Annotated in this window: 8 protein-coding genes; 6 read left to right on the plus strand and 2 right to left on the minus strand. The window is 60.0% G+C overall.

Annotated features, from left to right (window positions below; genetic code table 11):
- Window positions 1–583 precede the first annotated feature (583 nt).
- The 4 genes from drmD (at window position 584) to K414_RS27620 (ending at window position 16,083) form a co-directional block, all read left to right on the plus strand.
- On the plus strand, window positions 584–3,706 hold the full coding sequence (gene drmD, locus K414_RS0121395) for a DISARM system SNF2-like helicase DrmD (protein ID WP_027497796.1): 3,123 nt from the start codon (window positions 584–586) through the stop codon (window positions 3,704–3,706).
- The gene (locus tag K414_RS27605; protein ID WP_152530461.1) at window positions 3,706–7,740 is read left to right on the plus strand and encodes a DNA methyltransferase; all 4,035 of its coding nucleotides are present in this window, start codon (window positions 3,706–3,708) and stop codon (window positions 7,738–7,740) included. Before drmD ends, K414_RS27605 begins: the two co-directional genes overlap by 1 nt.
- Window positions 7,741–7,925: 185 nt before the next feature.
- Entirely contained in the window at window positions 7,926–11,546 is a 3,621-nt protein-coding gene (drmA, locus tag K414_RS27610) for a DISARM system helicase DrmA (protein ID WP_081701641.1), read from the plus strand.
- Window positions 11,547–14,307: 2,761 nt separating this feature from the next.
- Window positions 14,308–16,083: an AAA family ATPase gene (locus K414_RS27620; protein WP_237606266.1), complete on the plus strand. Its 1,776-nt coding sequence runs from the start codon at window positions 14,308–14,310 to the stop codon at window positions 16,081–16,083.
- Between the two features lie 428 nt (window positions 16,084–16,511).
- On the opposite strand, the gene K414_RS27625 is transcribed toward K414_RS27620, so the two are convergent.
- Window positions 16,512–17,636 (minus strand): helicase-related protein, encoded by a 1,125-nt coding sequence (locus K414_RS27625; protein ID WP_237606268.1) that lies wholly within the window; start codon window positions 17,634–17,636, stop codon window positions 16,512–16,514.
- 545 nt (window positions 17,637–18,181) lie between these two features.
- Complete coding sequence (locus K414_RS27630; RefSeq protein WP_051365221.1) at window positions 18,182–23,077, minus strand: AAA domain-containing protein; 4,896 nt, start codon at window positions 23,075–23,077, stop codon at window positions 18,182–18,184.
- 216 nt (window positions 23,078–23,293) lie between these two features.
- Here K414_RS27630 and K414_RS27635 point away from each other — a divergent pair, with 216 nt between their 5' ends.
- Window positions 23,294–25,417 carry a DUF262 domain-containing protein gene (locus tag K414_RS27635; protein WP_037219465.1) on the plus strand — a complete coding sequence of 708 codons (2,124 nt, stop codon included), beginning with the start codon at window positions 23,294–23,296 and terminating at the stop codon, window positions 25,415–25,417.
- A 93-nt stretch (window positions 25,418–25,510) separates the two neighbouring features.
- A complete protein-coding gene (locus K414_RS28345) occupies window positions 25,511–26,839 on the plus strand; it encodes a DUF3883 domain-containing protein (RefSeq protein ID WP_051365222.1) in 1,329 nt (442 codons plus the stop codon).
- Window positions 26,840–26,962 lie beyond the last annotated feature (123 nt).

Here is a 26,962-nt window from a genome sequence, read left to right on the forward strand (position 1 = left end):
GCCAGCACTTCGTACCTGTTCTCCGGCGGTGCGTCACGGACCTCCTGTGCTTCTTCAAAAAATCTGTCCATCAACGCGTTTACATAATGCCCAGACTCAAGTGTTCGACATTTCGGGACGCGACCAAGAAGTGGTGCGCCAGTCATCAAATCGATGATGAAAGACGTGAGAGCATCGTCAATCAAACTGGCGTTTCAGCGGTGACGAACAGGACGATCGGCGGCGCTGCACCATCGAGCTACTTACTGCAAATCGAAAAAAATCGCAAATCGGGACCGAACAATTGGACAGTATCCTTGAGGCGCACCTTGTCCCTTCCGCCGCGTTGCGAACCGATGACTTCGAATCCTTCTTCATATAAAGAAGATCTCGAATCTGCGATTTAGTGGAGAAAGCGATGGGCAAGGACGTCCCTCGTGATGTGGGTGGTGACGCCGAGGAAACCTCCGATCGCTTCGAAATTGGCGAGATCGAGGAACTCCCCGACGAAACCGACTGACTCGCGAGACGCTCAAAACCGATTCCGACCAGAAGCCGTTCGGTCCCGCCTCGGACTCCGGTACCGATTGGCTACAGTCAGGCAATGACAGCGATAGCCGCAGGAGACACCGCACCAGACGTCGGCCAGCTGGTGCGGGTCCGCGGCCAACAGTGGGTCGTCAATCGCCGCAGTGTGAGCACGCAGCCGCGTGACGAGCTCGCGACGGAACCGCCCGGACGAACGCTCGTCACACTTAGTTCGGTCAGCGACGACGACTTGGGAGACGAGCTGACCGTCGCGTGGGAGATCGAGCCTGGCCGCGAAGTGCTCCCTGAAACGCGGCTTCCTGCTGTTACAGAATCCGGATGGGATGATCCCCAGACACTTGGCGCATTCCTCGACGCAGTGCGCTGGGGAACCGTGGCCAGCGCTGACGATGACACCCTGCAGGCCCCGTTCCGGTCGGGTATCACCATCGAGGATTACCAACTTGAGCCGGTGGCGAAGGCTCTCGGCATGCCGCGCGTGGCACTCCTTATCGCCGACGACGTGGGACTCGGCAAAACCATCGAGGCCGGCTTGGTTATGCAAGAAATGTTGCTGCGCAACAGAGCTCGCCGTGTGATCGTCGTGTGCCCGGCTCCCCTTACCGAAAAATGGCGGCACGAGCTCAAAGACAAGTTTGGCCTAGACTTCACCGTTCTGAATGCGGAAGCCTTGAAGTTGCTTCGACGAACTCATGGCTTGGAGGCCAACCCGTTTTCCGTCTTCCCTCGCACCATCGTGAGCCTGCCGTGGCTGCGTACGCCTCGCGTACAGCGGTTGCTGGACGAGGTCTTGGTCGACAGCGCTCGCCACCCTGGGTTCTTTGACATCCTTGTAGTCGACGAGGCGCACCATTGCGCGCCTCCGGCCCCCGGAAGAGGTAGGAAGTACGCGCTGGACAGCTTGCAGACACGCGCGGTCCGGCGCATGGGTGACTTCGCGCAACATCGAATGTTCTTATCGGCAACCCCCCACAATGGATACTCCGAGTCTTGGCAAGCGTTGCTGGAGCTGCTGGACCCTCGGCGGTTCGCCCGCGGTGTGGAGCCGAGACCGGAAGTTGTCCAGCAGGTCATGGTTCGTCGGCTCAAGGACGATTTAACGCTTCCCGACGGCTCGCCTCGTTTTCCTGGTCGCCATGCTCGGGCGCTCGAAGTTGCGTACACCGCCGACGAACAGACAGGCCATGAATTGCTGTCGACGTACACCGAGTCGAGGCGAAATGTCCCAGGAGGCTCCGCAGTCCGTGCCGGCGACCTGATCAGTCTCCTGCTGAAGAAACGGATGTTCTCATCCCCGGCGGCATTCGCTCGGACGTTGGATGCACATCGCGCTACCGTGGCGCGAGCTGGCGCTCCGGTTATCGAGGACAATGTTCCTGAGTGGTTAACCGATGCGTTGAGTTGGGAGGACGAGCCCGATCCCGATGAAGCCGAAGCCGACGTATTGGCACGTGCCGCGGCCACCACGGGCGAGTTGAACGCAGCACAGGCGAAAGTACTCGACGAACTCCACCAATGGGCGCAACGCCGAGCGGAGCCGGCTGATAGTAAGGCCGACGTACTGGTCGACGAGCTGCGACGCCTGTGCCCTCCGGAAAGTCAGACTCGGGTGATCGTGTTCACTGAATACCGGGACACTCAGGTTTGGTTGGCAGGCATTCTCTCCGCTCGAGGTCTTGGCGGGGAGCGGCTGGGTCTGCTGCATGGCGGCATGGACGATAAGCAGCGTGAACACCTGAAAGATGCGTTCCAAGCCTCGCCCGACCGCGATCCGCTCCGCTTTCTGCTTGCCACAGATGCGGCCAGTGAGGGAATCGACCTGCAACGGCACTGCCATACCGTGATTCATTACGACATCCCGTTCAACCCGAACCGACTCGAACAACGAATTGGTCGAGTCGATCGTTATGGTCAGAGCTCCGAGGTCGACGTCGTCCACTTTGTCGGCGCTGCTTGGCGGTCGGCCGTCGCAGGGTCTTACGACGGCGATCTCGAATTCCTCTCACGTGTGGCTGCCAAGGTTGCCACCGAGCGCCGCGACCTCGGTAGCGTCAATCCAGTGCTTGCCGGGGCAGTGGAGGCTCAGATGCTGGGCCGCCCCTTGCTCATTGACCCGATGACGGTGAAGGCAAGCCCAGCCGCCACCGTCCTCAAGGCTGAGCAAGGACTTCGGGCCCAAGCCGAACGCTTGCGGGCTCAGCTCGATCAGTCGGTGGCACGACTTCATGTAGCTCCCGACAATGTTCGACGTGTCGTCGACACCGCTCTATCACTTGCACAGCAGCCGCCGCTCGCCGATCGCCGGGTGGGCGAGGTAGAACCGCCGGAGCTGCGTAGTGGATGGGAACGCACACTTGCCGGTCTGCCAGATCCGTTGTCTGGTGAGCTGCGGCCATTGACCTTCGATGCTGACGTCGCCCGTGGACGCGACGACGTCGTTCTCGCCCACCTGGGACACCCCCTCGTCGCTCAATCGACTCGACTGCTTCGGAGCGCAGTCTGGGGCGGTCGCACTGATTTGTATCGCGTCACAGCGGTCCGCTTTTCACCACCCGACAGTCTGTCTCTACGCGGACCCGTCGTGATGGTGCTTGCCCGTCTGGTGGTGGTGGGTGCCGACGGAGGCCGCTTACACGAAGAGATTGTGCTGGCCGGCCGAGAGCTGCCGGACAAGGGACCGACCAAACGGATGGACCTCCAAAAGGCTAGCTACAGCGAACTCCGGACGTCAGTAGAGGCGGCTCTCGAACCTGATGCCTGCACGCCTGCGCCGTTAGACGCCCGCTACCGGCTTGCGCAGCGGTGGGACGAACTCACCCCACGCCTGGTCGAGGATTTACGCCAGCGCGCTACAGCCCAGAAAGATGCCCGTTCGAGCGATCTGGCTGGTCAGCTCAGCAGAGCTAATCAACACACTCGTGCGGTTTACGATCAGCTCCGCGCAACCCTGCAGACGGCACTCGCGAATGACGGCGCAGTCCAACTGGCATTCGATGACCTACACAAGACCGAGCAGCAACAATTCGAGCGTGATCGCCAAGCATGGCAGCAGCGGCTTGACGCCCTCGAAGAGGATCGCGATCGCGAAGTGGACTTGCTCAATCAACGCTACGGGGACGTGAAGGAACTGGTATTCCCGTTCGCCGTGGTTCTCGCTGTCCCGGAAGGAAACAACTAATGAGCCGACGACGTCGCCGCACCTACGCCGCTGGAGAAGCGGCACGACATCGTCATTCATGGCTTGAACTTCTACAGACGTCGGGGCCATCCCTGACCTTGCCCGTCGTCGACCGTGTCTGGCCGACAGGTATTCCCTCTGTTGCACAAACATCACGCCGGGTGGTGCGCGCCGCAGCTGCCCAGGCGTTGACCGACGGTGGTTCGAGCCGCCGCATTGCGATCCAGACGGTGCTCGTCGAGGGTCTGGACTGGGGGACTCGTCTGCGCTGGGAAGACCAGGTGCCCTCATCGATGGCCGAGCCAGTAGGCGAACACGGTGTGCTACTCGCACCGGACTTCGGCTTTTACGCAGACCCACTTCCCGCTGAAACCTTTGAGGGCGAGACGATTTCGCTTCAGAGCGACGAAGAAGAGCTCACGCCCGAGCCCGCTGCCGGACCGTGGCGACTGCTTGGTTCGATTACCCCATGGGGGACCCACCCTCTGCAGCGGACAAACTCCGACGGATGGTCGGCTAGTCCTGTCGAGCGGTTGGCGGTAGTTCTTCGCGCACGAGATGTCCCAATAGGACTGGTGACCGACGGGCGTTGGTGGGCGGTGGTATGGGCACCGATCGGTGGCACCGTGGGCGCGTCCGTATGGGATTCGAGTGTGTGGGGCGAGGAACCGGAATCGTTCGCTGCCTTCGTGGCGCTACTGCAACGGTCCAGATTTCTCGCCGTCGCTGATGACGACACCTTGCCCGAGCTGTTCGCGGAGAGCCTCGAGGCGCAGGAACAGGTCACCGAGACTCTTGGCCTACAAGTTCGGGACGCCGTCGAGCTGCTGCTCGAGACGCTGGACCGTCTCGATTCGGAATCGGGGGTCCTTCAGGGAGTCGATGATGATGACCTATATGACGGTGTAGTCACGGTCATGATGCGGGTCGTGTTCCTCCTTTTCGCGGAGGAGCGACGACTACTGCCTAGTGATGACGACATTTATGTAGCCGCGTACAGCGCGAGCCGCCTCGTAGAACAACTTGAGGCTGTTGAATCCCTCTCCGGTGCGCAGACATTGGAGCACCGCACCGGTGCATGGCACAGATTGCTCGCCACTAGCCGAGCCCTCCACGCCGGGGTCGCGCACGAAGATCTCAAACTCCCGGCGTATGGCGGTGCCTTGTTCGACCCCTCCCGCTTCCCCTGGTTGGAGGGACGCACAGGAATCGAAGGTGCAGAGAGCCTCCCGCCAGCGGTCGACGACGCCACAGTGCTGCGGCTGCTTCGTGCCGTCCAGTACGTCGAGGTGGGCGGCGAGCGACGTAGACTGACTTTCCGCGCGCTGGACGTCGAGCAGATTGGATACGTCTACGAAGGACTCCTGGAGCTCGAGGTGAGGACCGCCCCCGAACCGATACTTCAGCTGATCCGGTCTAAAGACTGGCCGAAGGGTAAGGAACCCAGCGAGCTTCGGCTGTCCGAATTGCAGAAATGGCTTTTACAGACTCCGCCGAAATTGGCTGCAGAACTGAAAGCCAGGACCGGCCGGAGCGAGAGCCGCCTAGAGAACGACCTTGCTTCTGCGCTCGCTCAACACGAATTGGACGCCCTCCGACGCCATGTCGGTGGCGACCTTGCGGACAAGGTACTTCCGGTCGCCCCGGTATTGCGTTGGGACTCCCTCGGAAGGCCGGCGGTCATCACCAAGGGACGTCGATTCATCGCGCCGTCTACTCGACGCGCGTCGACCGGGGCTCACTACACGCCTCGAGTATTGGCAGAGGAAGTCGCCGACAATGCTCTCGAGCCCTTAGTCTACCGACCCGGGCCCCTTGAGACGGCAGACCGCAACTCGTGGAAGATTCGCCCGTCCACGGAGATTCTTGACCTTCGGGTCGCGGACATAGCAATGGGGTCGGGTGCCTTTCTCGTCGCAGCATGCCGCTACCTTGCGGACCGACTCATCGACGCCTGGCAGGAAGAAGGTCGACCAGACGCCGTCTTGACAGCTCGTCATTCGAGACAGGGACGATCAGCTGATGCGGAGGTAGAGCAGTTGTCCCTCGATGCCCGGCGTAGGGTCGCCGACCGCTGCTTGTACGGCGTCGACATCAATCCTCTTGCAGTCGAAATGGCAAAGCTATCCCTGTGGCTGGTGACGATGGATCGCGAACGGCCGTTCGGATTTCTCGATGATCGCTTTGTCACCGGCGACAGCCTTCTCGGCGTCACGAATCTAGCCCAACTCGAGCATCTCCACCTCGCACCGACCGCCGCCGCAACCTTCGACACCGTCCTGCGTGAAGACGAACTTCGACAAGCCGCAGACCTGAGACGACGAATTGTGGCGCACACAGTCACCACGGGCCGCGACGTTACGACAAAACTTGGCTTATTGGCCAAAGCCCGTCGCTCCACCAGTCAGATCGAGGCGGTAGCTGACGCGCTGGTGGGTGTCGGACTGAGGGCGGGAGAGTTGCGGTCCGCCAGTAAAATCGATGTCGCATTCGCCACATTGGCCATGCGAGTCGAGACCACAGCGCCCAACTGGGTCGATGGGTTAAGAGAGCAGACTGCGGCTATTCAGATCGGCAGGCCTGACGGAGTCGAGCCTCGCGATCCCTTGCATTGGCCCATTGCCTTTCCGGAAGTCTTCGCGGACACGAGGTCACCTGGCTTCGATGCCATCATCGGTAATCCGCCGTTTCTTGGCGGACAAAGGGTCACGGGCGCGCTGGGAACCAACTACGCTGCCGCCCTACAGCGTTGGGACGGGAATAGCGTTAAAGGAAGCGCCGACCTCGCCGCCAGATTTGTTCTTCGCGCCGAGCGTCTACTGAACGACCAAGGCCAGCTCGGGTACATAACAACTAACACGCTCGTGCAAGGCGACACGCTTCAAGTTGGTCTGGCACAAATCGCAGAACGCGGAATGACCATTCGACGTGCGACGCCGAGCCATCCATGGCCGAGTAGCAGCGCGAATCTCGAGATCGTCGACGTGTGGGCAAGCCGCGCTCCCGTGGCCGAGCACGGCCTCAGAATTCTCGCAGGCGAGCAGGTACCCGCAATCGGTACCGATCTGGAACCCGTCGGGAGGATCGCGGGTCGCCCTCAACGGCTTCCAGAGAACGACGACTTGGCTTTCCAGGGCTCCAATGTCCTCGGGCTCGGATTCACGATGCCAGAAGAGCAGGCCCGTAACCTGATCGCGCGGGACCCCCGAAACGCAGATGTACTCGCGCCCTATATTATTGGGCAAGACCTAAACCAGCGGCCCGATAGCTCGGCTAGCCGCTGGATCATCAACTTCAAGGACTGGCACCTCGAGCGGGCCGAGACCTATCCCGAAGTGATCGAGATCGTGCGCCGTCTGGTCAAACCCGAGCGTGATAAGAACAATCGCAGCCAGCGGCGCGACAAATGGTGGATCTACGCCGAACGAGCCCCCCAGTTGTATCGAACGATCGCTGACCTTGACCAAGTTCTCGCGTTGTCGTTGGTCAGCAATGTCGTAATGCCGTTGCTGGTCGAAACTGGACCGGTTTTCGCGCACAAGTGCGCAGTTTTTGCTCTTGATGACTTCGCCAGCCTCGCCGCTTTATCGTCCACTGCTCATACGACGTGGGTCGTGCGGTATAGCTCGACGTTGGAAACTCGAGTCAACTACTCGCCATCCGACGTATTTCTCACTTGGCCACGCCCGAATTCAACGCCTGATCTATTCCGTCTGGGGAATCGACTCGACGCTGAGCGACGTACGCTGATGCTTGACCGAGCATGGGGCCTGACAACCACCTACAACCACGTGCACGACCCTTCGGACCGCGATCCAGCAGTGATTCAGCTTCGCGAAATTCACTCGGCAATCGATCGTGCGGTCGTAGCCGCATACGGGTGGGACCTTGATCTGGAGATCGGGCATCACCCCACGAAGATCGGTGTCCGTTGGACCGTGTCGCCTCGGGCGCGATTTGAACTGCTCGACCTTCTCCTTGAGGAAAACCATCGCCGGGCTGGTCTTGTCGCGATGGCTCAAACCCACGCGTGAGCCCAAGTGCAACAGCATCTAATCAACCTTGAGGGCATCCAACATCTCTGCGAACCAACGGAACCGCGCACTACTAGCGCGGGCCCGTCCGGGTTTGCAGGCGAACGACTGGGTGAGCTTAGCGGTTCGAATTCCGCAGCGATTCGAGCAGTTCCTGTCGGTGTCAGCTAGTAGCGTCATCACAGATGAGCACTAACGATGCAACTGCGGGCCCCACATCCTCGTATGACGTCCGCGCCGAGCTGGAACAATTACTCGAACGGGACCTGCTTGGGCCAAGAGACGGCGACGAGGAAGAACTCCCACCGGGAGTGCCGCCAGCGGAGCGTTATCTCATCGGTCGCCTGGTTCCTCGCACCCGACCATCGGAGCCTGCCCCCGTCGTCATATCCACCGACGAAGACGCTGCGTCCGACGGTCCTGCAGTCGACGCTGACCCCGATCTCGTCGACAACGAAGTCACGGACGCGACGGGATCTCCGGGCGACGACGTCCCCGTCACTCAAAGCGCTCGAACCGGAACCATGGCTGCATCTGCGATCGGGTTGTCGTTTCAGGTCCCCCTTGATGTCGAAAAGATCGTTGTCACTGCTTCGTGGGGTTCTTACGCTCCGACCGCGTCCGAGGTGCATGTCACGGCGCAGGGAAAGCCAAGACGTGTATGGCGTCGCACCCCACGCGGCGGCACCGTCGAGGTCGACCTGACCTTGGCCGAGCAAATGCCGACGCCCATCGATTCAGACCAGGAACGAGTGGTTCTGCGGGTGACCGTGAGGGACCGCGGCGCGGTACGGCTAGTCGACCTGGCCCTGGTGAACGATCAGGGAATCCCCGACTCTAGTCCCGATACGGCACGGATCTATCAGGTTGGCTTGGTGGTCACGGCTCTCGACGGCGCTGCACCAGTGTTTCTCGCCCACAACGACCCTGACGCGAGCGAGCCTCCCGCCAAGCAGGAAGCTGAGCGGCTCCACTTGGCTCTTCTGTATCGGGGCCGCCGTGAATACTCGCACGGTCGCCAGTGCGCCGTCGACCCTGATGTACGCGACGGCGAGGTGCGCGCCTGGCGACTCAGCACAACGAGCTTTCCGGCTGCCGACGTCGCCCTAACCGTCCCAGGGGATCCTGCGAGTATGCCCGGCCTGGTCACCGACATGGCCCGTCTCGGCAGTCCTGAATTGGCACGCGACGACCTCGAGAGAGCCCTCCGCCCGCTTGCCACTGGTTACCGTCGTTGGCTGGCCGACCAGCGAGAGAGACTCGACGACAGCGAAATTCGCCGCTACCGACCGGCGGGGGCTATTGCACTGGACACCGCAGACACCATGGCTGACCGTCTCGATAGGGCCATAACCTTGCTGCGGGATGATCCCCACGCCAGGGAGGCGTTCCGTTTCGCCAATCAGGCAATGGCCCTCCAGCGCGTGCGCAGCGAGATGGTCCGCGAACGCACCGCCGACCCCACTGCAACTGTGAGCGAGTTACTCCGTCGTTTCGATGTAACTCGCCAACGAAGCTGGCGGCCCTTCCAATTGGCGTTCGTGCTGCTGTGCTTGCCTGGCCTCACCGATCCTTCCCACCCCGATGCACATCGAGACGAGGTCGGTGAGGCGCAACTACTGTTCTTTCCCACTGGCGGCGGCAAGACCGAGGCCTACCTCGGACTGACCGCATACACGCTGGGGCTCCGCCGGCTCCAAGGTGTAGTCGGCAAGGGCTTGGACGCGAGGGACGGCACCGACGGGGTATCCGTCCTGATGCGCTACACACTGAGATTGCTTACTGCACAACAGTTTCAGCGTGCCACGGCCCTCATCTGCGCCTGCGAGATACTACGCCGCGAACGTGTTTCCGCCGGGGACTCACGGTGGGGATCGACCCCGTTCCGGATCGGGCTATGGGTGGGTAGCGCGGTTACACCGAACTCCTTCAGCGAGGCTCGTCGCGCAATCGAAGACACGAAGGGCCAGGACGACGCGGTGGGTGGCCCCCTTCAACTTGCCTCGTGTCCCTGGTGTGGATCTCGCCTGTCTGCGGGCCGCGACCTACTCGCGCACGAGAAGCGCAGGCGAGTGTTGCTTTTCTGCAGTGATCCAGAGGGTGATTGCGCCTACAGCCCACGCAACTCACCGGACGAGGGCTTGCCGGTCCTTGTCACCGACGAAGAGATCTACCGACTGACTCCCAGTCTGGTGATTGGCACCGTAGACAAGTTCGCACAGCTCCCCTGGCGTGCATCAACCGCATCACTTTTCGGCACGGTGAATCAACGCTGCCCACGACACGGTTACATCAGCCCCGACAACGACAAATGCACAGGACGACATCCGAAAGCCGGACCGCTGCCGTCGACCACCGCGCAGCCAGTGATGGCGCTGCGCCCACCGGACCTCATCATTCAGGATGAGTTGCACCTGATAGCCGACGCTCTAGGTTCGATGGTCGGACTATACGAGACTGTCATCGATGCGCTGTGCACCAGAACTGAGAATGGGAAGCCAATTAGGCCGGTGCTGGTGGCATCGACCGCAACCGTGCGACGGGCCCGCGACCAAGTTGAACAAGTCTTCGCGCGCGACCTGTCGATATTTCCGCCACAGGTACTCGACGCAGGTGAGACCTTCTTCTCTACTGTTGTGTCGCCAAGTCCTGCTACCCCAAGTCGGCGCTACCGCGGGATCTGCGCGACCGGTGAACGATTCAAAGCCATAGAAATTCGGGTGGCAGCGGCGCTCTTGGAACACAGTCAACGATTGTTCGACAAGTACGGCGACGCAGCCGACCCGTACATGACTCTTGTTGACTACTTCACGTCGACGCGAGAGTTGGCGGGCATGCGCCGTTTGGTGGAGGACGACATTGCGGACAGATTGACTTCCCAGTCCGTTGGAACGCGTCGCAGGCGCCCGCTGGTTACCGAATTGACCAGCCGCATGCCGAGCAGTCGTATTGCGACCACTCTAGCCGACCTAGAGCGACCATTCAGTACTCGTTTCGACACGAACGCCGCGATGGATGTCCTCCGCGGCGGACCTGGCGCGGAGAAAGAGCAACTCAGCGAGGCAATTCGAAACAGAGGGGTCCCGGCAATCGACGTCCTGCTCGCTACATCGATGCTGCAGGTCGGTGTAGACGTCCAGCGATTGGGACTCATGCTGGTCACGGGGCAACCCAAAAGCACCGCTGAGTACATTCAGGCAACCTCTCGCGTCGGCCGCAACACGGGTCGACCGGGCCTAGTGGTGACGCTCTACCAGTGGAGCCGCCCTCGCGACCTGGCTCACTACGAGACCTTCGGATACGACCATGCGACGTTCGGTATGCGCGTTGAAGGCCTGACCACAACTCCTTACAGCGATCGGGCTTTGGACCGGGGCCTGACCGCTGTTTTAACTGCTGCACTGCGCCATTCGGGTACAGCATGGCTTGCAAACACAGCCGCGGCCTCTGTCCCCGTCACGGGGCCCATGGCAAAACGAGTGGTCGACATGTTCACCGCGCGCGCAGAGCGCGTCACCCACGACTCGGCACAAGCGGCGCTGGTAAGCGACCTGGTGCAGAGCCGGCTCGACAAGTGGCACCACCAACGAACACATCTCCCGACTGGCACCCTCGGTTATCAGCAAGCAGCGGATGTCACCGGGCTGCTCCACAAACCTGACGAGTCTGCTTGGGACACCTGGACGGCGCCAATGAGCTTGCGTGAAGTGGAACCCGAGGTTCTGCTTCAGCTCGATGGGCGTGACAACAGTCTGGACGACGCCCCCGCGTGGACCTACGACCGAACAATGAAGGATTCGCAATGACCACAGCTGCTCTATCTTCGAAGGTCACGGGACCCAAAGGTCAGCCGAGTCGCATTGGCGGAGCCAGACCCAGCCATCTGGTGACTACCGGAGGCAGCGGGGCGATCGTCGACCTTCCGGGCATGAGTGTGATCGTCAAAGGAACAGAGAGCTGGCCTCTCGAACGAGCTGAGACCATCGTCGAACCGCGATTGCTGGAGAAGATCCGCGCCACCCTGGGCCCGCAGGTCAACGCGCTCCACACCGCGCCGTGGGATCCTCAGGACAGCGACGACCCGTGGACACGGACCGGCGTTCCGGTCTCACCTTTCCCGCGCTGGCTTCGTTGCCCAGCGTGTCACCGGCTCGGACCGCTGGACCCGCCTGGCCAGTTCGACTTGGTCCACCGTTACGGCCGGAGACCCGACCTCGCAAAGTTCGTACACACCACATGCCAAAAGCAGACGCAAAAGGCCGCACGAAACAAGCGGGCGTGTCTACCAGCACGCTTCCTTGTCGCTTGCGATGGGGGGCATCTCGACGACTTCCCATACGTGGATTTCGTACATAGCGGCAGGTCCGAGCCGTGCGGTGGGCCAAAGTTGGTGCTCCGAGACAGTTCCAGCACCCTGGGCCCGCGAGTCACGATCACCTGTGTCGAATGCTCGTCATCGCGCAACGTCTCGCAAGCCAGCGGCCGGGACGGGTGGGAAGCGCTTCCAACTTGCAGAGGCCGTCATCCACATCTACAAGAATTCGAGCCGTGTGGCCGAAATCTCCGACTTATGGTGCTCGGCGCATCCAATCTATGGTTCAGCATCACAGCAAGTGCGTTACATCTACCGCAGAGCCAAACAGTCGCCGACATCGTCAGTGCGAACTGGGAAATTCTGGGTCCGCAGCCGAACGAGGCTGTGGTCGGACTCCTGGTCGGACAATTGGATTCACTGCGCGCGCTTCGAGACTCGAAGACTTCGGAAGTGTGGTCGGCAATCGAAGCCCTCAAAGCGTCCGGAGGGCCTGTTGACGCTCCTCCTCAGACCGACTTGCTCCGTGCCGAATGGGACTTGCTTTCACACCCCACAACCCAGCAACAAGACGACGATTTTCGAGCGATACCCATAAGTGGTCCCGATGGGTACAACCATCTACTTCAGCAAGTCGTTTTGGTAAGTCGCCTCAGAGAGGTCCAAGCCCTCGTCGGATTCACCCGGCTCACTGCACCGGACCGCCGTGAATTGGATCCTAGAAATCGGTTAAGCCTCAGTCGGACCAACAGCCCGAAGTGGGTGCCCGCATTCGAGCAGCGTGGTGAGGGAATATTCCTCGAACTACCCGAACCTCAAGTACGCCAATGGGAGCGGGAAGTGTCCGAGCATCCCAGGATCGTAGCAATGCAGGATGCGTTCGCACGTTGGTCTGGGAATCGAGATCGCCCCGTCGACACCACCTTACCTATACCGCGATTCTTGCTACTGCACACGCTCAGCCATTTGTTGATTCGTCAGGTCGCTCTCGAATGCGGATACGGCTCGTCAAGCATCCGGGAACGGATCTACGTCGGAACGACGGCTGAGCCGGCCACCGGGATCCTGTTGTCGACCGCCGCCAGCGACAGCGAAGGCACTCTTGGCGGGCTGGTTGCGTTAGGTCAACCGCAGCACCTGAAGCGGTTGTTGGACAATGCCTTAGTGGATGCCCAGAGATGCTCCTCGGATCCAATTTGCGCGGAACATGTTCCAGAAGATCCATCCGACACTCTGCATGCAGCAGCATGCCACGCGTGTCTGTTCGCGTCCGAGACAAGCTGCGAGACAGGCAATCGATGGCTGGACCGAGCGGTAGTCGTCGACCTAACTGGCGACAATCTCGCGTTCTTGCGATGACAGAAGTGTCAGAGGTTGTATCACTTTCGGTCAGCTTGAGCCGACGTCTGCCTCCCGCAGACATCCGACGGATCGCTTCCGCGCTCCTGATACCTCACGGATTGAACACACTCCGGGCAACAGCGGGACAGCGCATTCGTGAAGCTTGCGACGAACTGCATACGCTACCGCGGGACAGCGCTACTCGATCACTTGCGGCCGGCGTTCTCCTTGGAAGTGTCGAGCACGATTCCAGGCGAAGCAGTGTTACCCCGGTTTGGACTGGACCCACTCAAGCTGTGTCGAACCGTCTCACGTCCGCAGTGGTGATTGATTTAGTCGCCAATGCAGCAAAGAATGTCCTCATAGTCGGCTACGCAGTCCACAATGAACCGAGTGTTACGTCGGCGCTTCACCAGGCAGCCAGTCGGGGTGTCGCGATTACCTTGGTTGTGGAGCGCTCTATCGACAACGCCAACTTTTCAGGGGGCAGTCATCCCTTCCCTGGGTTGTCAGCTACACGGTTGTATTGGCCTGCAAACGTGAGGCCCGCGGGCGCGTCGCTACACGCGAAGTTGCTCGTCGTAGACGATTCCGCAGCGCTAGTCGGAAGCGCGAATATGACTGGCGCTGCACTCGGCAAGAACCTTGAGTGCGGGCTTCTCGTTCGCGGTGGTTCCGCCCCGGTAAAGATCAGGGAGCACGTTGATCAGCTGCGCAGCAACGGTCAACTGCAGGTGGTGAATTGAAGTACACGCAGATACGCCTATGCGGCGCGGCCTCAATTAGCCGGATCACATCTTTCTCTCCGTAGTCGTTGGCAGCTTGCTAAGCTCCAATGTCACCATTGTTTCTACCACACGAGGTTTACGAAACGGCCAGCCGCTCAGCGATACTAAGTCAAGTCCGGACTGGTGGTGCCGAACGAAGCCACGCTCAGTGAAAGGTTTTTTGTGCGCCTGACTCATGTCAAGATCAGTAACTTCCGCAGCCTCGTGGGTGACCACGAATTTGATCTCACAGACGGAACGAATTTCGTTGTAGGCCCGAACAACTGCGGAAAATCGAACCTTCTGACGGCGATCGAGATGGCGATGGACCCGGACGCGGTCTTCGACCCCGAGCGAGATCGACCGGCTTCGTCTCAGGGCGTGGGCGGATGGGCCAAGTCTAGAATCGTCATGGTATTTCAAAAAACCAATGGATCCAGCCCAGAGAAAACTCTAATTGCTCGCGCTTTGGAGTACGAAACTGCATTGCGCGCCAAACAGGGAAAGACAACGAGTCAACAGGGCCGCACTCACGCCGAGAATGACTGTGTTTGCCGCGTGGTTGCCTTCGGTGCTGCAGGCGCTCGGCAGGTGTCGTACCAAGCGAAGGGCCTCGGCGCCGTGTCAATGCCGGTCGATAGCGAGGAACATACGAAGCTGGAGGCTCAATTCCTGAGAGTGCTGAGGTTCGGCGTCGTTCACAGCGGCCAAGATCTACGATCAGTACTCAGCGGGAAATTCCGAGAGATTTTGCAGCTTGTTATCAACGATCATCTATCGGCTGAAATGGTGGAGATTGATAAACTGCGGCAAACCTATCTAGACGGGCTAGAGCGGAAGTTGTTGAAACCCCTGCGTGAACAAGTGCAAACGAACGTCGGCGGGATGTTCCCCGAAGTCAACTTAGTCAACCTTGTACCTTCCGTTCCAACCCTCGGGCAGACACTCTCGGAAGTTGGCGTGGAGCTCGGTGACGGAGCCACCACCGAGCTCACGGGCAAAGGCACTGGACTAAGAGGCGCGGTACTAGTATCGATGCTGCAGTACCTGGCCGATCAAAGCAGACGGTCGCTTGTCTTGGCAGTGGAGGAACCAGAAGCATTCCTTCACCCGGGTGCTCAAGAACTATTGGGAGCCCAGCTGCAGCAGCTGGCGCATCGCTCAGAAGTCACTTTGCTTGTCACAACCCATTCGCCACACATCATTTCCCGCGACAAGAAAGACCGAATTTTTGAGCTCACGAAGAACCAGGAGGGACACACCCGCCTTGCACGATCAGCAAACGGGGACGATGACCGAGCTGAGCTCCTCGGTTCGCTCTATACCGATGCTGGGCTAGCGCGTGTTTTGGATCGAGCTACAAAAATCCCGGAGGGTTCTCGCGGGGTAGTAATCACTGAAGGTTACACGGACGACAGGTTTCTCCGCTATGCACTTGAAGCGGCCGGGAAGTCAGACCTTATTGACGGCCTGCACTTCTTGCCAGCAAACGGTTCAAAAAAAGTTGTCTTTCAGGCGGTGCTCGCCGAGTCTGCTACAGATGTTCCAGTAATCGCAATTGTCGACTTTGACGAAATGGGCAAGAAGGCTGCCGATCGACTCGAAGACTTCGGGTGGAAGAAGACCGTCCAGATTCTGTCGCTGAATGCATGGCCTGACCGGTGTAAGCGAAACCATGACGTCGAGATTGAAGATCTTCTACCGACCGCGGCCGCTCTTTTAGCAGGCAAAGCCCTCGGCGATGACGCCCACGATCAAACGATCAAGTGTGGGACCGACAACAGGCATTACAAATTCTCGAAGGAGTGGAAAGAAGCTGCCCTGGAGAGACTCCCCCAAACGCTACAGGGAGCGGACTGTAGCTCGATGATCTGGCTGGCGGAGGAAATAAATCGGAGGATCGAAAAGGTTAATTCGGCGTGAAGCAGAATTGAGCCGTAAGCTAGCCTCGATCATTCTCGGGTCGACCTGTCGGCTTTAGCAGCCCGATATTGCGATTTTGGTGAAATTGGCAGGTCCCCGGTAGTCGGACCGCCGCGATTCCATCGGTCCCACAATGTTTCTACTGGGCGCGCCAGTTGATCAGGGTCTGACGCGTAATATCAACGTGCGATTTATTCGCGTGCCAGGGCGAGGGATGTAAAGCGGCTCGTAGCGGCGCGGTCTATCACGCAGAGAATATCGGATCAAGAAACAGCATGACCACCACCAATTTCTTGCCATTACCGGCGAAAATTGGCACTTTCAAATCACGCGCGCCCGAGGTCGAAGAAATCGACTACCGGCGGGGCTCTTAAGTCACAAGACATTCTCTTTGCTGGGGCTGTGAAAACTCGTCACGCCGTATGACTTCAGGGGGCCAAGACCCGCACAGCGTCGATCCCTCTTTCTCGTAGTTTGACCACGATCTCTACGGGAACGGCTTCTGATTTCGCGACCGTCATCGCCGATCGAGGCTGTCGCCCGCCCAAACCGAAGACATCGACGAGAATCCGAGCCTCCTTCGCGGTTAAGGTCGCGGCATACCGCAACATCACATCGAGATTGCTGGGCGTGCCAATCAAATCTAATACTGAATCCAGTTGCACTGCAGACGGACTCGACACAGCAGCAGCCGAGACAGCAGCAGGGTTACCACCTTGTGGCCGGGACAGTTCACCAGCGGCAATAGGCTCGATAAACGTCGGCGGCTTGGAGGGGACACATACCGGTTCCGGTTTGGGTTCGACGGGTCGCGTCAACCAGTCCGTTAGTAGCGTCGGTGCTTGTGCGATGGGGACATCGACCTGCTCTTCAGCGATCTCGAGAAGCTGCTCCAAGAACGCCTCGTGCGCGCCGAGCGACGGGTCTTCCATCGTCCCCGGTACGTACATGATCACGAATGCCGCTGCCCGGTCTCCGGGCTTGAGCCGCAGCACCCGACCCATACGCTGAATCATCTGCCTGCGCGAACTGCTACTCGCGATGATGACGCCGACATCGACGGCAGGAACGTCGATTCCCTCGTCCAATACCCTGGGCGCGACAAGGTTGGTCAGCGCGCCGCTGCGGAACTGTTGTAGCACGCGGGTTCTGGCCAGTCGATCCAGTCCGCTGGAGTAAGCACTGGACTGCACGCCACGCTCACGCAGAACGGCCGAGCCTGCTTCGGCCGACGCTTTGGTCTCGGAGAACACGATCGACCGATCCGACTTCGCCAATGCCGGTGCCAACGTCCCGAGCGCATCGATCTTGCCCTGGCAGTCTGCCAGCAACGACCGTCGCTTGCTGAATGCCGACAAGTACCGGCTGGCGAGTCGTCCTTCTGCAAGATCTCGTTGTTCGGCGAGCTTCGTCACGGTCTTCATGAACTCACCGAAAGGCGATGCAACACAATCGTATTTGGCGATCAGGTTCTTGCGCGCATCTCGTGCGATCGCATCGTGTTCCTCGAACTTGGTACGTTCTTCTGGGGTGAACTCGATGGCAACCGTCATCACGCGGACGGGAGCAAGGACGTTGTCTCGTCGACCACGGGCGAAGTCGCAGCCTGCGATCTTCGTGCGGAAGTACGGGAGGATGTGCGTGTCCACACCTTCGTCCTGGCGCTCCAGCGTGGCCGTCAATCCGAGGCGATGATCGAACCTATCGGTGAAGACCCGCGCGAACCCATCGGTGCCATAGCGGTGGACTTCGTCCGCGATCATCAACGCACCGGGACGCGGCTGAGGGGCACCCTTCATGATGGCCGATTGAATGGTGGTGATCAGAACGCTGCTGTGCCGGAAGTCGTCCCGATGCCCGTTCCCCCGCCTGCCAACCGATACCGAGGGAAGTTGCTGTTTGACCTCCGTGTGCCACTGTTCGAGGAGGTCGATGGTCGGAACCACAACGAGGACCTGTTGGTTCAGGCTCCGCGCCGACACGATCGCAGCCACACCGACACGTGTTTTACCAGTGCCTGTGACTGCTTCGACGATGGCGCGATTGCCAGCCCCTCGCCAGGCCTCGAATGCTTCCTTCTGCCAAGCCCTCAGTTCCGTCATGATGACGAGTCCTCGGGTCGTACCCACTCGGCAACGCCGTTGGGCCGCTGTCTGCGCACGAGCTTCTTTGTGAGCTCCAAGTCTGCGAGCAGTTGCTGAGCAGCGATCGGGTTCATGCCTGTGATCAACGAGCAACGCCGCAACGTAAGCGGCGCGTCTCGACGCGCTGCAGCCACTGCGATGACGCGCCCCGTCGAAAGGGAAGCCGCGGGTAGCGATGCCAATGCCGCTTGCACCGCGGCAGGGAGCGTTTCGATACCGACCCCCGCTGTAGCCGCGGCGACAGGTTCTGTCGAAACGACGGTCTTTTTCGACGGTGCCCGCTTCGGCATGACTGACGGCGAAGGACGCGTCGTCACCGGCACGCGCTTGACCGGGGTGGACCGTCGCGGGGTCGAGTATCGAGAGTCGACCCGAATCTCTCGCGACCCATCGAACTTCGGCGGTCGTGTCTCTCCCGGCTCGAGCTCGACGACCTGAACGGAAGTCGATCGGACTGGGTATTTTTCCTCGATTATGGTGGGCAACGGCGCGACCACGGTATCCACAACAGGAGCAGGAGTCACCGGCTCCTCGTCAGGAAGGGCGTCCTCGCTGGAATTCGCACTTAGTACAACCGGTTTCCAATTCGCATCCCGGTTAGCGTCTTCAATCTCTACTTCGCCGGGAAGAATTCCGACCGCGTCCAGAATCTCGATGATCGGGGCGAGTGCCGTGTCCACGTCGACGACGACCTGGGACGCACGCACTCTTGCGAACGTCCACCCACCCCGCTTCAAATCCATTTCTCGGCGAAGGCGTTCGACAACAACGTCTCTCGAACGCGTACGGTCGTCATCGCATTCGATCGCGACCTTCGATGCGACACCGGTGACCACCAGATCCAGGACGAGTTCGTTGATCTCGATCGCAGAATTGACGTGGTATCCGCGATCGCGCAGGGCGACGAATACCCTTTGAGCCGTCATCGATACGAAATCACTGTGGAGGGCTTCCTCGTCGACAACCTGTGGCATCTCCGGAACCGGAACGGTCGGGGCAGCTTGAACGTAAGAGATCAACGACGTTCGCAGATCCGACGGCGAGAGATACTCTGCTCGAACAGAATGGAACAACCACAACTGATCGCGCGCGCGACTTGCAGCGACATTGAAACGCCGCTGCCACATCTCGTTGGTCAACGCATTGCTCGACGATCCCGCGCCGACGACCATCGACACGAACATGACGTCTCGCTCATCTCCCTGAAAATCGGGAGGTGTTCCCACTCGAAGACGCAAACTGTCCCGTTGTTCGGCAGGAACCGCCTCTGTGATCAGTGAGCGAATCAACTCGACCTGCGCACGGCTCTGCAAAACGACGACTCCGAAAGTCATCCCGTCGTAGTCAGGATCGGAGATGCACTCGCACAGTCTTTCGACAAGGCGAAGCGCTTCGACCTCGTTGATCAAGGTCGCGCTCGACCCCGCCGTTTCTGCACCGTCGACGTACGTAGACACGAGCGGTTGCAGGCGTTCCGCTCCGAACTGTCGCACCGGAATCAGCGGAGTGTCTCGATAGAACTGCTTTGACGACCATTCGATGATCTCCGGCATGGACCGGAAATGCTCACGTAGCCGTACACGCTGGTTGTACCGGCTCCGGAGAAGCGAGAACAGGCTCGAGCGAGGGCTGAAATTGTTCCGGATGTGCATCGGTAGATCGCCGAGGTGAGAGTCCAGACGCTCGAAGACAGTGTCGTCGGAGACCTGCTGTATTCGATCCGGTGCGCACTGCTTGTCGTCGCCCACCACGATCACCCGCGGTGCGAGCCACATCAGAAACAGACTGCTGATGTCCGCCTGACTCGCTTCGTCGACAATCACGACGTCGAAGACGTTCTGCTGCGGGGGAATCGACGACAGAACTTGCCCGATCGGCATGATCCACGCCGGAACAGCACTCTGCGCTTCCTGCATGGCTGCCCGTGCTGAGGCTCGGTAACGTTGCGCAATTTTGGTACTGCCAACACCGATGTTGCTGATGCTCTCCTGGTAGGTGTGGAGCGCTTGCATCTCCCGTGACGTCATGCGCTGCAGACACTCTCGCCATGCTTTCTCGGCCGCCAGTGTCGCTGTGAGCTGCGAAATCTCCCCATCTACGTCGTCGTAGAGATCGTCCAGATTCGATGCCTCGGGACGGACGAGCCCCTGCTCGACATGCTGGTTCGCCCACCTCCACGCCCATGCGTCCTCGAAATCGCGGGAAACAATCACCCAGTCGGTGACGCGGTCGCTGGTGACCAGGTGACCAAGTGTCGGTGCTGCTGCATCGAGATCCTCCAGCAGTGCGTCCATCAACAACTGTTGCTGCTGTTCGACACTCGCGCGTGCGTATCCACGGACCGCAGCGTCGAATGCCTCGCGGTCGGCGGTGCGGAGCGCGTCCGAGAGTGCGAGCGCTTCTGCGCTGTTCGCCCCACCGGTGGCAGCTTCGAAGCTATCGGCGATCACCACAAGCCGCTCCAGCGCGTCGCGTGCATTCGCGCCCGCCATCGCCTTCTCGATATCCGACAGCAGCCCTTCCACGGCGTCGAGCGTTCGTAGTGCCACCCGGTGTTCGAGCTCATCCGAGATTGTTGCAATCCGCTCGACGATGTCCTGCACCAGTGCCACGTTGCGCACGGCAGCGTCCACCTCGTTGATACGCGCCGCGCGACTCTCTCGGTGCGGAACGCGAATACCGATGTCCGCCAACAACGATGCGGCCTCGTCTACCGAACGAAGCGCACGAATATGTTCTGCAACAAGGCGGTACGCGTGGCCTCCTTGCGCCGGAACGCCATCGACTGTGGCCGTTACGGCCAGTTCGTCGACCGCGGTCTGCTCCTTCGGCGTCCGCAACCATCGGAGGGTGTCGAACCGTCCTTCTGTGTAGAGACGCGCGGCCGCGTCGTACGTCTCCAGAGCTACGAGATCGGCCCTGTCGACGACCACATTCGCAATACCGACCAATGCGTCGGCAGATTTCGCGTCGTCGAGCAGGACTGACGCCCCAATTGCCCTCGTCCACAGGTAACCGAGCGAACCGGACAACACACCGTCCAGCACGGCGCGGAGGTCCCCATCCAGCTGCGTGCAGCGCGCAAGAACCTGACGGGACAGTGCTGCCAGTCGGCGCAGTTCCGCCGTCGGGACATCAGCGAGTGCAGATACCGAAGCCCTACTGCTTGCACCGTCGCACAGTCGAGTGACTACGGTCTTGCTCGGTAGCACTGTGGACAGGTCCGGAAAAGACTGTTCGCGGCGGTCCGCCGAATGAAGCTCGCTCTCGACCAGCAGACCCGCAAGCTCAGCAAATTGCGCTGAGGTGAGGGGTGGCGACTCTGCGTAGAGCGGACCCGGCACCCAGGACAGCTCTGCGGCTGACGCAGCAAGCTGCAAGGCCACTCCCGACATCGTTCCGTCGTAGTGCGAGCCGAAATTCTGGACCTCGGACTCTTCGGACCTCGTCGACGTCAGCACTTCTTCCAGGGTGTACTTCTTGTTGATCGCTCGGTAACGATCCCCGGCGATTCTCTCGATTTTCCGGTCCGCCTGAGCGATCTCGAAATCCGCAAGACGTCCGGCGATCACCGAGACGCTGTGGTCGAGTTCTTCCGACCCACCCTTCGCAAGGTCGGTGATCGACACACACAGATCTTGTAGTTCCGCCGGCAACTTGTCTCGTAGCACTCGCAATGCCTGCGACTTCTCACTGGTAACGAGAACTCGCTGGCCCTGAGCAAGCAACGCGGACATCAGGTTTGCGATGGTGTGGGTTTTACCTGTACCAGGCGGGCCCTCGACAACCACGCCCGTGTCGTGTGAGAGCTTTTCCATGATGCTGGACTGCGCACGGTTAGCGGCAAGTGGAAACAGGATCTCGGGCGTCGGCTCTGAGCTGGGACGCGCCAACCAGTCAAGCCGGTCTGTCGACTCGATACTTTCGACGAGCTGTTGGAGTCCTAACGGAACATCAGCACCGTCGTTCAACGCAGCAATCATGGCGTCGTAGTAGGAGACGAGCGCAAAGCCGGTTCGACGACGAAGCAGCAATGCAGGCGACTCACGGACCGTCCCGCGACGCGCGGCAGGTGGAACATGTCGATCGGCGACGTACGTGATGCTGGAGACGGCCGAATTCGACCACTCCTTCAGAATCGTGGATGCAGAAACAGCGATCGGTGAGCCCGCGACATCTCCGAGTTTCTGCGCAAGGGATGCTGCTGACGCCGTGTGTAGTCCTTTCAGCCCGAGCAACAGTTGTCGGTCTTCGAGCCGAGGGCTACTTCCAGCCGTCAACTTGACCAGCAGATCCCCGGTGTCCTCGTCCCGAATGACCTCCACCGGTTGAGTCACCAGATGGGAATCGATGGACACTCCGGACACTGTGGCCGATAGGAGTCCTGACGCCAGAACGACTTCGACCGTCTCAGGCTGTGTATGCGACTCTTCTCGCATTCGGTCGACCGACAAGTACAGCTCGGCCAGCGGACGTTTTTTCGCGTCGTCGGCTGCCCACACCTGCCATTCAGTGAGCCACGATCGAAACAGCTCGGACTCGGTTACGTCGGCTCCGCGTGCGAGAGTCGGTGGTTCGGCGGCACGGTCGATCGGACCTTGCACCGAATCGACGAGCTGTTCGGGTAGTTGCGGGGGCGGATCGACACTAACTCGGATAACCCTGACGGCCACGTCGCCCGCTGTTGCGTTGTGATCGACCTGGACATCGCGGTCCCGTCGATACAGCCACTCGAGCCGAGTCGTCGGCCCGTAGGCGCGAACTGGTTTGGACTGAGCCGAGACCGTCTCGCGCAAGAACTCGAGCAATCGACGGACTCGCCCGCCGACCTCATCGCTGTGAACGGTCACCGCACTCCTCACTCCAATGTTGTCCCGACAATCTATCGCCAGAGTCGGACAAACGTGACGGGCGGTCGGTTGGGTGGCATGAGCTTGGCGGCTGAGTGCAGGGCTGAGGCCTCGCGGGTCAGGTCGGAGATCACGCCCTGGTCCCGCGCAACTCAGCGTGGATGTCGTGGGTGGTATGTACCGTGTGACTCATCGAGCAGGCAACCGAGGAGTCGTGTGAAGACCGAAGTTCGTTCCCCCCTGGATATATTCAATCTCCCTCAGCACCTGGTCATTCCGTTGTTCCAACGGCCCTACGTGTGGAGTCTCGAAAACCAGTGGGCACCCCTGTGGGACGACATTCGCAGGCTGTCCGAGCTCCGCTTGAAAGACCCGTCGAGTACCGCCACCCACTTCTTCGGCGCTGTTGTTCTGCAAGCGCAGGAAAATCAGACGGGCACATTTCAGCCGCGCCTGATCATCGACGGCCAACAGCGCCTCACCACACTGCAGCTCGTCATGGACGCAACTGCGTCGGTACTCGAGGCACGAGCCGAAGACAATCTGGCCAGACGATTGGAGGAGTTGACCCACAACCCCGCCCACTACGTCGACCAGGAAGAAGATCGCCTCAAGCTCCGACATACCAACCGGGACCGGATGGCCTTCGACGAGGTCATGCAGGCCGACCCGCCAATCGACTACGCGGGACTCACGCACGCACAGAGTCTGCTTTCGCAAGGGCATCAATACTTCAGCGCCGCCGTGGAGGAGTGGCTCGGACCGGTGACCGAGCCAGCCGCACATTCCCGTGCGGAGTCACTGACAGGAGTGTTGACCAGAGGGCTGCAGCTAGTTGTCATCGACCTTCAAGCCGACGAGAACTCGCAGGAGATCTTCGAGACGCTCAACGCTCGTGGCACACCGCTGACCGCGGCCGATCTGATCAAGAACTTCGTATTTCAGAGACTCGATTCGGAGGGCACTGACACTGCGAAGTCTTACAAGGACGACTGGCCGTTCGACTCCACATTCTGGGAGCGCGAGGTCAGCGTCGGTCGGTACCTCGTCTCTCGGAGCTCGCTGTTCCTCAACCAGTGGCTGGTGGCACGCGTGGGTGAGGAGATCAGCCCCCGCCATACGTTCACGCGGTTCAAACACTTTGCCGAACACGAAGCGACACAGTCGATGACAACGCTTCTGCCGATCATCAAGATGCAGGCCGATCAGTACAGGAGTTGGACCGAGCGCGCCGCTGAGCCTCATGCACCATTGACCGCAGTGGAACTCAACGTCTACCGACTGCATGCGAGCGAACTCGAACTACTCAAACCGGTACTCATCTGGCTCCACGAGCCGGACTCGAATTACGACCAGACGACAATCGACGGAGTTGTCAACGCTTGCGAAAGCTGGGTGATGCGGCGAGTGCTCACTCGGTTGGGGACCAGCGATCTCGGGCGTGTGGTCGCAGACCTCATCAAGAGCAACCGCCAGACCCCGCCCGAGAATCTGATCAACGCGGTCCAGCTCTACCTCACCCGCCTGAACGCGGCTGGTACGTACTGGCCGGGCGACAAGCAGGTGCTCGAGGACGTCAAGACGCAAGCTGTCTACCGTCGGTTCAAACGAGGCCGGCTCCGTGTGTTCCTCGAAGCGGTCGAAGATCACTTACGCGGCTTCACAAGTGCGAAGCCGATGAGTAACTCCCGCGTACCGCGAGCTGCCTATCCCATCGAACACTTGATGCCCCAGAAATGGGAAACCCACTGGCCAGTGGAGAGCCCTGCGGAGCAAGATCAACGGAGAGAACACATTCATCGTCTCGGCAACCTCACACTGCTGACGCAAGCTCTCAACGGGAAAGTGTCCAACGGTCCGTGGTTGGGCGAAAACGGCAAACGCGCGAGTTTGGACACCCACGACACCTTTTTAATGAATCGACGGAAGAATATCGCCGCCGACGGCTGGTCAGAGAAGGAGATCGACGAACGAACCACCGCACTCATCCAATCCTTGCTCGCGACGTGGCCGGTTCCTGAAGGCCATATCGGGGAGGTCAAGGACAAGTCCGCAGAGCAAGCAGCATCAGTCACTCTCATGCAACTTGTTTCAGCTGGGCTCCTCGAGCCAGGCACTGAACTTCACGCACGCTCGGGGACCTGGAAAGACCTTCGCGCCATAGTCAACGAAGATTCCAGCCTGTCTTTGGACGGCCAACGGTTCACCACGCCGTCGGGTGCAGGCCATCACCTGAGGAAAGGTGCCACAAATGGGTGGTATTTCTGGCTTCTTCCGGACGGCCGGAAATTGAAGGATCTTCGAGACGAGTACGTCGCCAGCCATCAGCAGCAGGTCTGATATCTCGATGACTGGCGACGCGATGACATTCGGGCAGCTCAACTGGGCCAAACCGATTCGTGGACAAGACAATCTGACAGCCGGAGGCAAGTAGTGACTACGACAAAGGACGGGTTCGCCTTGTTCGAGGCAGAAGTACGTCGGCGCGGCGGAACCGCACAACGGATGCCGGGCCTGGAAGCTGTCGTCGAGGTGCGGGATCGCGATGCCCACGTACACCGAGTCAGACTCAAGACGAAGAAGTCGGGAGACTGGCAAGACACCAAGAAGTCACGACTGGTTCGCCCACCACACAGACGCATCGACGCATGGGCGTTCGTTGACGTGCGACTCGACGCGTCGAACATCAGCATCGTCGAACACGACTGGATGCGACAAACAATCGCTGACGACGTCGACGTGTGGCTCTCACGGGACCCATCGCGCGACGCCGATACCGACACTCATCATAGGATCACCGATGCCCAAGTGATCGACTGGCGTGGACGTTGGGATGTCATCGGGCTATCGGAAGTTTCTACAGCGCAGAACAATTCCATAACTGACTCTAATCTGGGTGCATGGGTCTTCAAGTGCAATCCGAAAACGTGGGATCTAGAGTCCTTCCTAGCTGACGGTCACACCCATATCGAAGATTGGTCCGTCGCGAACAACTACCGATCCGAGCTTATTCAGCACGGACAGCGAGCACTTTTCTGGGTGAGCGGTGCCGAAGACGGTGCAATGCCACGGGGAATCTGGGGTTATGGGTGGACGACTGGTCGTCGCAGATTCATCGCACGGCCATACGAAGGTTATTGGGAAGACGACGAAAAGCGGATCGACTCTCAATGGTACGTGGGCACCGACCTGGACTTGCTCGATGCTCCCGTGACGAGCGCAGAGTTGAAGAAGATCGAGACACTCACTGACCTCGAGGTGCTTCGGCAGCCGTACGGTAGCAATCCGTCCTGGGTCAGCCAGTCTGAGCTCGCGGCTATCGAAGATCTGTTGCCGCCGTGGCCCGCACTCGGTAGACCGGCTGGAACGCCGATCACCGTGAGTGAGCGCGGAGCGGGCTTCGGCGATCCAGTCACGAACAAGCTTATTGAGAATGCCGCAGTCGATGCCGTAACTGATTACTATCGCGATCAATTCCATTGCGAGGTAACCGATGTAGGTTCCCAGAAGCTGGGATGGGATCTTTCATGTGTGGCACCGGACGGCACGTTATACAGGGTGGAAGTCAAGGGTGTTGCCGGTGGCAAGCCGTCAATTCTACTGACGCGGAACGAACTGCGTTCTGCAAGAGAAGACTCGGGCTGGGAGCTCGCGGTGGTGACGAAAGCTCTGAGCAGTCCGACAGTGTCGATCTACTACCCCGAAGACGTGCTCGACGTCGCGGAGAGCATGGTCTACCGGGTCGACCTACCGCCAGTGTGACGCGACATGCGCCCGGTTAACCCGGCCGGAGCAGTAGTCCACATCGCCACTGAGCATGCCAACTACGTTTCCACCTTACGTCCGGCGTAGACCCCTGGGCTGCCCGGCACAAGCCGAACAGCC

Source organism: Rhodococcus sp. JG-3 (assembly GCF_000482405.1).
In the GTDB taxonomy this organism is placed as follows: Bacteria; Actinomycetota; Actinomycetes; order Mycobacteriales; family Mycobacteriaceae; genus Rhodococcoides; species Rhodococcoides fascians.

Excerpts from the sequence above, each read along its gene's own strand:
- K414_RS27605 (WP_152530461.1), top strand. The coding sequence starts at position 3,706 with ATGAGCCGACGACGTCGCCGCACCTACGCCGCTGGAGAAGCGGCACGA.
- K414_RS27625 (WP_237606268.1), bottom strand. The coding sequence starts at position 17,636 with ATGACGGTTGCCATCGAGTTCACCCCAGAAGAACGTACCAAGTTCGAG.
- drmA (WP_081701641.1), top strand. The coding sequence starts at position 7,926 with ATGAGCACTAACGATGCAACTGCGGGCCCCACATCCTCGTATGACGTC.
- drmD (WP_027497796.1), top strand. The coding sequence starts at position 584 with ATGACAGCGATAGCCGCAGGAGACACCGCACCAGACGTCGGCCAGCTG.